This is a genomic window from Streptomyces sp. NPDC006261, assembly GCF_040613515.1.
In the GTDB taxonomy this organism is placed as follows: Bacteria; Actinomycetota; Actinomycetes; order Streptomycetales; family Streptomycetaceae; genus Streptomyces.
In genome coordinates this window covers 1-7,997 of the sequence record NZ_JBEXSI010000117.1, presented here as the reverse complement: position 1 = coordinate 7,997, position 7,997 = coordinate 1, and the positions used below count along the sequence as shown (strand labels likewise).

The 7,997-nt window shown below is 73.8% G+C and carries 9 protein-coding genes and 1 pseudogene; 3 read left to right on the top strand and 7 right to left on the bottom strand.

Features of this window, described 5'->3' with window-relative positions:
- Nucleotides 1–101 precede the first annotated feature (101 nt).
- The 3 genes from ABZ154_RS34335 to ABZ154_RS34325 all read right to left on the bottom strand — a co-directional run bounded on the left by ABZ154_RS34335 (nt 102) and on the right by ABZ154_RS34325 (nt 2,814).
- Nucleotides 102–629 (bottom strand): methylated-DNA--[protein]-cysteine S-methyltransferase, encoded by a 528-nt coding sequence (locus ABZ154_RS34335; protein WP_356838328.1) that lies wholly within the window; start codon nt 627–629, stop codon nt 102–104.
- A gap of 16 nt (nt 630–645) precedes the next feature.
- Nucleotides 646–2,118 (bottom strand): AlkA N-terminal domain-containing protein, encoded by a 1,473-nt coding sequence (locus tag ABZ154_RS34330; RefSeq protein WP_356838326.1) that lies wholly within the window; start codon nt 2,116–2,118, stop codon nt 646–648.
- A 159-nt stretch (nt 2,119–2,277) separates the two neighbouring features.
- Complete coding sequence (locus ABZ154_RS34325) at nt 2,278–2,814, bottom strand: O-acetyl-ADP-ribose deacetylase (RefSeq protein ID WP_356838324.1); 537 nt, start codon at nt 2,812–2,814, stop codon at nt 2,278–2,280.
- Between the two features lie 9 nt (nt 2,815–2,823).
- On the opposite strand from ABZ154_RS34325, the gene ABZ154_RS34320 reads away from it, so the two are divergent.
- Complete coding sequence (locus ABZ154_RS34320; protein WP_356838322.1) at nt 2,824–3,012, top strand: hypothetical protein; 189 nt, start codon at nt 2,824–2,826, stop codon at nt 3,010–3,012.
- A gap of 16 nt (nt 3,013–3,028) precedes the next feature.
- Here ABZ154_RS34320 and ABZ154_RS34315 read toward each other — a convergent pair whose 3' ends face one another.
- Both ABZ154_RS34315 and ABZ154_RS34310 read right to left on the bottom strand, forming a co-directional pair.
- A complete protein-coding gene (locus tag ABZ154_RS34315) occupies nt 3,029–4,447 on the bottom strand; it encodes an NAD(P)/FAD-dependent oxidoreductase (protein WP_356838321.1) in 1,419 nt (472 codons plus the stop codon).
- A gap of 121 nt (nt 4,448–4,568) precedes the next feature.
- On the bottom strand, nt 4,569–5,414 hold the full coding sequence (locus tag ABZ154_RS34310) for an inositol monophosphatase family protein (RefSeq protein WP_356838319.1): 846 nt from the start codon (nt 5,412–5,414) through the stop codon (nt 4,569–4,571).
- A gap of 308 nt (nt 5,415–5,722) precedes the next feature.
- Between ABZ154_RS34310 and ABZ154_RS34305 the strand changes: the two genes are divergently transcribed.
- Nucleotides 5,723–6,418 carry a type 1 glutamine amidotransferase domain-containing protein gene (locus ABZ154_RS34305; RefSeq protein WP_356838318.1) on the top strand — a complete coding sequence of 232 codons (696 nt, stop codon included), beginning with the start codon at nt 5,723–5,725 and terminating at the stop codon, nt 6,416–6,418.
- A 58-nt stretch (nt 6,419–6,476) separates the two neighbouring features.
- On the opposite strand, the gene ABZ154_RS34300 is transcribed toward ABZ154_RS34305, so the two are convergent.
- Both ABZ154_RS34300 and ABZ154_RS34295 read right to left on the bottom strand, forming a co-directional pair.
- Nucleotides 6,477–6,842 carry a zinc ribbon domain-containing protein gene (locus ABZ154_RS34300; protein WP_356838332.1) on the bottom strand — a complete coding sequence of 122 codons (366 nt, stop codon included), beginning with the start codon at nt 6,840–6,842 and terminating at the stop codon, nt 6,477–6,479.
- Between the two features lie 168 nt (nt 6,843–7,010).
- Complete coding sequence (locus ABZ154_RS34295) at nt 7,011–7,727, bottom strand: TetR family transcriptional regulator (RefSeq protein ID WP_356838330.1); 717 nt, start codon at nt 7,725–7,727, stop codon at nt 7,011–7,013.
- A 187-nt stretch (nt 7,728–7,914) separates the two neighbouring features.
- Here ABZ154_RS34295 and ABZ154_RS34290 point away from each other — a divergent pair.
- Nucleotides 7,915–7,997, top strand: a pseudogene (locus ABZ154_RS34290) (electron transfer flavoprotein subunit beta); the annotation flags it as partial.

The following is a 7,997-nucleotide window of genomic DNA, read 5'->3' as shown; positions in this document are numbered from 1 at the left end:
TGCTGCTGGACGGCGTGGAGCTCGTCCTGGTCGGAGCCGCCGTCGGCCCCGACCTCCCGGCCAAGCGCCCCCTGGCGCTGGGCCCCCCAGCCCCTTCTCCCTCAGAACAGCGCCTGCACCCCGTCCCGCCCGCCGCCGCTCTCGAAGGCCAGCAGCCGCTGCTTGCGGTCCAGGCCGCCGCCGTATCCGGTGAGGCCGCCCGAGGCTCCGATGACCCGGTGGCACGGCACGATGATGCCGACCGGGTTCTTGCCGTTGGCCAGGCCGACCGCCCGGGACGCGCCCGGCTTGCCGAGCTCCTCGGCCAGTTCGCCGTACGTCCGCGTCTCGCCGTACGGGATCTTCCGCAGCTCCGCCCAGACACTGCGCTGGAACGGGGTGCCGTGCAGGTCGAGCGGAAGGTCGAAGGCGGTGAGCTCGCCCGCGAAGTACGCCGTGAGCTGGCGGATCACCTCGGGGAAGGGTTCCGGGTCGGGGACCCCGAAGGTCTCCTCGGGTGGGCGGTGGCGCTGGTCGGTCATGTAGAGGGCGGAGAGGACGCCGTCGGTGGCGACGAGCGTCAGTGGGCCGTAGGGGCTGTCGACGACCGTGTGCTGCCTGGTCACGGAAGGCGTCGTGGTGGTGGGCATAAGGGGCGTCCCTTCGTCAGGCGGGCAGGTGGTTGATGGGGTGGTCGTCCACGGTCCAGAGGTACTGGACGGCGTACGCGCGCCAGGGACGCCAGTCCGCGGCCCGTGCGGTGAGGGCGGCTGGGGTGGACGGGAGGCCGAGGCGTTCGGCGGCCCGGCGGATGCCGAGGTCGGTGGGGAGGAAGGCGTCGGGATCGCCGAGCGCCCGCATGGTGATGACCTCGACCGTCCAGGGGCCGAAGCCCGGCAGTGCCGAGAGTTCGGCACGGGCCCGCTCCCAGTCGGTGCCGGTGCCCAGGCGGAGCGTCCCGTCGGCGAGGGCGGCGACCAGGGTGGTGAGCGTGGTGCGGCGGGTCCGGGGCAGCGCCAGGGTCTCCGGGTCGAGCTCCGCCAGGGCCTGCGGGGTCGGGAAGAGGTGGGTGAGCCCGCCCTCAAGGTCCTCGACCGGCACCCCGTACGCGGTGACCAGGCGGGCCGCGTGGGTGCGGGCGGCGGCGGTGGAGACCTGCTGGCCGAGGACCGCGCGTACGGCGAACTCGGCGCCGTCCACCGTACGCGGCACCCGGCGGCCGGGGCCCGTCCCGACCAGCGGGGCGAGCACCGGGTCGGTCCGCAACCGGTCGTCGACAGCGACCGGGTCCGCGTCCAGGTCGAGGAGCCAGCGGCACCGGCTGATGGCCTGGGTGAGGTCGCGGGGGTCGGTGAGGGAGAGCCGGCAGGCGATGTGGTCGGGCTGCGGGGTGAGGGCGACGGTGCCGTGGCCGTACGGGAGGGCCAGCGTGCGGCGGTAGGCGCCGTCCCGCCACTCCTCGATGCCGGGGACGGCGGTCGCGGCGAGGTGGCCGAAGAGGTTGCTGGGGTTGAGCGGGGCCCGGTACGGGAGGCGGAGGGCGATCACGCCGGGAGCGGCGAGGGCCGAGGGCCCGCGCGCCGCGCGGGAGCGCAGTTCGCCGGGGGCCAGGGCGAAGACCTCGCGGACGGTCTCGTTGAAGGTGCGGATGGAGGAGAACCCGGCGGCGAACGCCACCTCCGCCAGGGGCAGGGTGGTGGTCTCGATGAGGAGGCGGGCGGTCTGGGCCCGCTGGGCGCGGGCCAGGGCCAGCGGTCCGGCGCCCAGCTCGGCGAGGAGCTGGCGTTCGATCTGCCGGGCGGAGTAGCCGAGCCGGGCGGCCAGACCGGGGACGCCCTCGCGGTCGACGACGCCGTCCCGGATGAGCCGCATGGCGCGGGCCACCGAGTCGGCGCGGGCGTTCCACTCGGGGGAACCGGGGCTGGTGTCGGGGCGGCACCGTTTGCAGGCCCGGAATCCGGCCTGCTGGCAGGCGGCGGCGCTCGGGTAGAAGGCCATGTTGCGGACCTTGGGCGGCACGACGGGACAGCTGGGGCGGCAGTAGATCCGGGTGGTGAGGACCGCGGTGAAGAACCAGCCGTCGAAGCGGGCGTCCTTGGACTGGACGGCCCGCACGCAGCGCTCGGTTTCGGTGTGCATGGTTCCAGGATGGGTCACCGGTCAGGGGCCTGGCTGGCGGAAATCCGACACGGTCCTCGGGGGCCCGGAACCCGCGGGCCCTCTCCGTGTCGGCCCGCGCGCCGGGCGGCCCCTTCGGTGTCAGCGCCGCGCGCCGGAGCGCCGGAGGGTCCCCGGGTCTCAGCCGCGCATCGCGAGAACTTCCTCGAACTCCACGTACGCGTGCGCGTCGAAGAGCACGAACCGCACCTCCTCGACGGGGGCCACGGACTCCGCGAGCACCGTGCGCACGGCGATCCGCGCGCCGTCGTCCATCGGCCAGCCGTAGATGCCCGTCGAGATGGCCGGGAACGCGACGGTTCTGGCACCCAACTCCGCGGCCAGGTGCAGGGATTCGCGGTAACAGGAGGCGAGCAGGGCTGAGCGGTCCTGGGCTCCGGAGAAGACCGGGCCGACCGTGTGGACCACCCAGCGGGCGGCCAGGCGTCCGGCGGTGGTGGCGACGGCCCGGCCGGTGGCCAGGCCCTTGCCGTACTGCGAGGCGCGCAGCTCACGGCAGGCGGCGAGGATCTCGGGACCGCCGCGCCGGTGGATGGCCCCGTCCACCCCGCCGCCGCCGAGGAGCGAGGAGTTCGCGGCGTTGACGATGACGTCGACGGGCTGGTCGGTGATGTCACCGCGGACCAGACGGACCACGGGGGTGACGGAGGTGCTCATGCGGACATCATGCCGCCCTCCACGCGCCCGCGCCGCCCGCTCGCGCTGACCGGGCCCGGGCCGCACGTCCCCGCGGCGGGCGGCTACTCGGTGCCGGCTTACGTCACGACGGCGGCCATCGGTGTGGGCACCGTGCTCGGCAGCCACATCGGCGGTGCTGCGCAGCGGCGTTGGACTCCGCCGGCCGGCGACAGCTGATGCAGCGCCCGGGAATTCAGGAGGCGGCGCGCAGCTGCCGCCATACGGCCTTGGCGGCGTGGTGGCCGGACATGCCGTGCACACCGGGTCCGGGCGGGGTGGCCGAGGAGCAGAGGTAGACCGCCGGGTGCGCGGTGGCGTAAGGGACGCGGGCAAGCCTGGGGCGGATCAGGGTCTGGAGGCCCGAGAAGGCTCCGCAGGCGATGTCGCCGCCGACGTAATTGGCGTTGCGATCGGCGAGTTGGGGCGGCCCCGAGACGGCTCGGGCGAGCACCAGGTCACGGAAACCTGGGGCGAAACGCTCCAGTTGGCGCTCGATGACGTCGGTGGCGTCGCCCTCCCACCCGGCCGGGACGTGCCCGTACACCCAGAAGACGTGGCGTCCTTCGGGGGCGCGGGAGGCGTCGGTGAGGCTCGGCTGAGCGGTGATGAGGAAGGGGACGGAGGGGTCGCGGCCCTCGACGGCGGCCTTCAGCGCGGTGTCGATGGTCCCGGCGTCGGGGCCGATGTGGACAGTGCCGGCGCGGCGGGCGTCCTCGGCGGTCCACGGGACGGGGCCGGACAGCGCGTAGTCGATCTTGAAGGCGGAGGCGCCGTAGCGGTAGTGGCTGTAGGCGGAGCCGAGGCCCGCGATGCGGGCGAGCGCGGAGGGTGAGGTGTCGAAGATGTAGGCGCGGGCGGGCGGGAGATCGTCCAGCCGCTTCACCTCGCTGCCGGTGCGGATGGTGCCGCCCTGTTCGCGGAGGTAGGAGGCGAGGGCGTCCGCGATGGCCTGGGAGCCGCCGCGCGGCACCGGCCAGCCGTTCTCGTGGGCGGCGAGCGCGAAGACGAGGGCGATCGCCGAGGTCGCGAAGCCGCTGGTGGGCGCGATGGCGTGGGCGGCGAGCCCGGCGAAGAGGCCGCGGGCCTTCTCGCCCTGGAAGCGCCGGGAGACCCAGGTGGTGGGCTGCAGGCCGAGCAGACCGAAGCGGGCCAGTCGGTACGGGTCGCGGGGCAGGCCGTCCCAGGGGGTGCGCAGGAAGTCGGCGGCCAGGGTGTCCCAGCGGCCGACGAAGGGGGCGACGAGGCGGCGGTAGGCGCCCGCGTCGGCGGGGCCGAGCGTCATCGCGCTCTCGCCGACGGAACGGGTGAGCGCGGCCGCGGTGCCGTCGGGGAAAGGGTGGGCGAGGTCGATCTCGGGGTGCAGCCACTCAAGGCCGTGCCGGGCCAGGGGCATCGCCCGGAACGCGGGCGAGCCGATGCCGAGCGGGTGCACGGCGGAGCAGGGGTCGTGCCGGAACCCCGGCAGCGTCAGCTCCTCGGTACGGGCGCCTCCGCCGACGGTGTCATGCGCCTCGTGGACCTCCACGGCGAAGCCCCTGCGGGCCAGTTCGGCGGCGGCGGTCAGCCCGTTGGGCCCGGCCCCCACGACGACCGCATCGAGCATCGACGGCACCTTGGGACTCCTTCGTCGGCCGGCAGGCGGAGAGCCAGGATATTCGGGCGCGCCGGCAACGCGGACGCGGGGACCCCGCGGCCCGGCCCGGGAAGGGGCCGGCCGGACCGCCCGGGGCGGGTCAGCCGCCCGCCCTGAGGGCGGCCAGGACACGTTGGGCGGTGGTCTCGTCGCGGGCGGCCGTGAACGGCAGGTCGTTGCCGCCCGCGATCCGGTACGGGGTGCCGGACAGGGTCGCCTGGGCGCCGCCCGCCTCGGTGACCAGGAGCAGGCCCGCCGCATGGTCCCAGGCGAGCTCCCAGTTGAAGGCGACGGCGTCCTGGGCACCGCGGGCGACCGCGAGGTATTCCAGCCCGGCCGAGCCGCAGGAGCGGGGGGCGATGCCTTCGGTGCGCAGGCCGAGCAGGGCCCGTTTCTGCGCCTCGGTGGTGTAGTCGGGATGCGACATCGCCACGTTCAGTACGGCGCCGGGCTCCGGCGCGCCGGAGCGCAGCGGCGTGCCGTTCAGGGTGGCGCCCCGGCCGCGTACGGCGACGGCCATCTCACCCAGGACCGGCGCGTACGTCCAGGAGGCGTGGACCTCGCCGTGCAGGGCGAGGGCGACCAGGGTGCAGAAACCGGCCTCGCCCCGGACGAACTGGCGGGTGCCGTCGACCGGGTCGACGATCCAGACGGGGGCGTCGCCGCGGAGGGCCTCGTAGACCGCCGGGTCGGCGTGGACCGCCTCCTCGCCGACGACGACCGAGCCGGGCAGCAGCTTGGTGAGGGCGGCGGTGAGGTGCTCCTCGGCCAGCCGGTCCGCGGCGGTGACCAGGTCGTGCGGGCCGCTCTTCTCGATGATCTCGTGGGCGGCGAGCTTCCGGTGGCGCGGCATGATCTCGGCCGCGGCCGCGGCGCGCACGGCCGCCTCGACCTCGGCCAGCGGTCCGGTGTGTCCGGCGGTTCCGTACAGGAAGTCATCGATCATGACTCCAGCTAAGCACGGTCCGCCGGGGCCCTTGGGACCGGAGCATTTCCGGCCACGGGAGGTGAGCGGTCCGTTGCGGAGGCAGGCGCTGGTGGCCGACTGGGAGGCCCGGCGGACCGCGTCCTGACCCGGCAGCCGTCTCCGGATGGTTCGGACGGGCCGTCGGGGGCAGGCGATGCGCCGGACGGCCGATCGCCGCCGACCCGTCGGAAGCCTCTTTCCGGCACACGTCGTCGGCGCGCGGATCCTGGCCGGACCGGGCCTACCGTCGGCCTGGTCAGCCACCCCGACCAACGGAGATGTACGACATGGCAAAGATCCTTTTCGTGGTGACCGGCGCGGACCACTGGACGCTCGCGGACGGCACGGCCCACCCGACGGGCTTCTGGGCCGAGGAGGCCGTGGCCCCGTACCAGGTGTTCACCGGCGCCGGTCACGAGGTGGTCGTCGCCACCCCGGGCGGAGTCGTCCCGACCGTGGACCGTGGCAGCCTGGCACCCGAGGTCAACGGCGGCCAGAAGGGCGCCGACAAGGTGGCGGCGGGGCTGGAGGCGTTCGAGGAGCTGCGGCGGCCGGTCGCGCTGGAGGACGTGGACCTGGACGCGTACGACGCCGTCTTCTACCCGGGCGGCCACGGCCCGATGGAGGACCTCGCGGTGGACCCGGTCTCCGGGCGGCTGCTCACCGAGGCCCTGGCGTCGGGCAAGCCGCTCGGCGTCGTCTGCCACGCCCCGGCGGCGCTGCTGGCCGCCACGGCTCCCGACGGCACCCACGTGTTCGCCGGATACCGGTTGACCGGCTTCACCAACGCCGAGGAGACCCAGGCGGGCCTGGCACAGAAGGCGAAGTGGCTGCTCCAGGACCGGCTGGTCGAGCTCGGCGCGGACTTCCAGGAGGGCGAGCCCTGGGCGCCGTTCGTGATCGTCGACCGGAACCTGGTGACCGGGCAGAACCCGGCGTCCTCCACACCGCTGGCCGAGGAGCTGCTCAAGCGGATCGGCTGACCGGGACGCCCCCGTGACGCCCGCGCCCCGGCCCGTGCACGGCCGGCACTCGCGGGCGTCACCAGTCCCGCTGCGCCGGCGGCTCGCAGAGCTGCAGGACCACGGCGCCCGACTCCGCCTCCTCGCCGGAGAGGGGCTTCACGCGGGCACCGACCGTCACCATCTGCGGTGCGGCGCCGACGACCTGGCAGCGGAAGACGAAGCCCTCGGGGAAGCGCACCAGGGATTCGTTGCGAGCCGCCTCCGTGTAGCGGTGGACCACGGCGGTCCGCACGACCACCCCGTGGCCGGTGGTGCGTTCCGGCTCCAGTTCGCTCGACGCGCACACCGGACAGAGCAACCGCCGGAAGGAGGCGGTGCCGCACCAGCGGCAGCGGTTGTAGGAGAGGCCGCACTCCTCGTGCGTCTTCTGGACGGTGCCCATTCCTGCCTGAGACACGGATCGACCCCCTGCGCTCGACTCGGACGCGCCGCACCTGGCTGACGGCGCGTCCGCACCATATGGCACTGAGTGCCGGATAGTAAAGGCACTGAGTGCCGATTATTACCGAGTTCTTGCCGCCGACACGGCCGGTCCCGCCGCCGGTACCTCTCACCTCTCGCCGGCGGCCGCCTCGATCTGCTGCACGACGCGCCACATGGGGGTGCCTTTGGCGGCGACCATGACGATGACCTCCCTGTCGCCGGACCCGGCGGCGCTGCCGCCGGCCGCCCACTGCTTCTCCCGCTGTCCCTCCAGCGCGGGCGAGGGCTCGGCAGGCCGCTCCCACACCTCCCGCACCAGATCGAGGGCATGGTCCACGGCCGCCTCGGGATCCCCCGCACCGCCCGAACGCAGCCACAGCCGCAGCCCGTTGTTGTGCGCGGCGACCACGGAGGCGGCGATCACCTCGGCCCGCAACTCGCCGTCACCGTCCGCCCCGAACCGGCCCCGGAGATGACCGGCGAGCGTCTGCTCGTAGCGGCGCACCACCGAGAGTTCGTACGTCCGCAGTCCGGGCACCTCCCGGGTGAGCCGGTAGCGCTGTACGGAGAACTCGGGGTCGGCCGCGTACATCCGCAGCACGATCCGCGCCGCGTCGCACACCGCTCCCACCGGATCACGGTCGTCCACGGCGGCGAGGAACTCCGTCATCTCGGCGAGACAGCGCTCATGATCCGGGAAGACGACGTCCTCCTTCGAGGGGAAGTACCGGAAGAAGGAGCGCCGCCCCACTCCGGCCCGCGCCACGATGTCGTCCACCGTCGTCCGCTCGAAGCCCCGTTCCAGGAAGAGCTGGAAAGCCGCCTGGGCGAGCACCTCCCGCATGGGTGCCTTCTTCTGGGGTCCGCGTACCTCGCTCATGCGGCGAAACGTAGCACCGGACGGACGATTTTGGCACTGGGTACCTTTACAGAGGGTACTGAGTACCATAAGGTCGCCCTGAGAAACCACACCCAGGTGGGACCGGGCCCTATCGGCAGGGGACCACACCCAGGTAGGCAGGAGAGCCGGCGTGAGCTTGAGGATCGTTGTCTGTGTGAAGTACGTGCCCGACGCGACCGGTGACCGGCATTTCGCCGATGACCTGACGGTGGA

What these genes read in the sequence shown, in the direction of transcription:
- ABZ154_RS34335 (WP_356838328.1), bottom strand. Translation starts at nt 629, where the DNA reads ATGCCCACCACCACGACGCCTTCCGTGACCAGGCAGCACACGGTCGTC.
- ABZ154_RS34330 (WP_356838326.1), bottom strand. Translation starts at nt 2,118, where the DNA reads ATGCACACCGAAACCGAGCGCTGCGTGCGGGCCGTCCAGTCCAAGGAC.
- ABZ154_RS34325 (WP_356838324.1), bottom strand. Translation starts at nt 2,814, where the DNA reads ATGAGCACCTCCGTCACCCCCGTGGTCCGTCTGGTCCGCGGTGACATC.
- ABZ154_RS34320 (WP_356838322.1), top strand. Translation starts at nt 2,824, where the DNA reads ATGCCGCCCTCCACGCGCCCGCGCCGCCCGCTCGCGCTGACCGGGCCC.
- ABZ154_RS34310 (WP_356838319.1), bottom strand. Translation starts at nt 5,414, where the DNA reads ATGATCGATGACTTCCTGTACGGAACCGCCGGACACACCGGACCGCTG.
- ABZ154_RS34305 (WP_356838318.1), top strand. Translation starts at nt 5,723, where the DNA reads ATGGCAAAGATCCTTTTCGTGGTGACCGGCGCGGACCACTGGACGCTC.
- ABZ154_RS34300 (WP_356838332.1), bottom strand. Translation starts at nt 6,842, where the DNA reads ATGGGCACCGTCCAGAAGACGCACGAGGAGTGCGGCCTCTCCTACAAC.
- ABZ154_RS34295 (WP_356838330.1), bottom strand. Translation starts at nt 7,727, where the DNA reads ATGCGGGAGGTGCTCGCCCAGGCGGCTTTCCAGCTCTTCCTGGAACGG.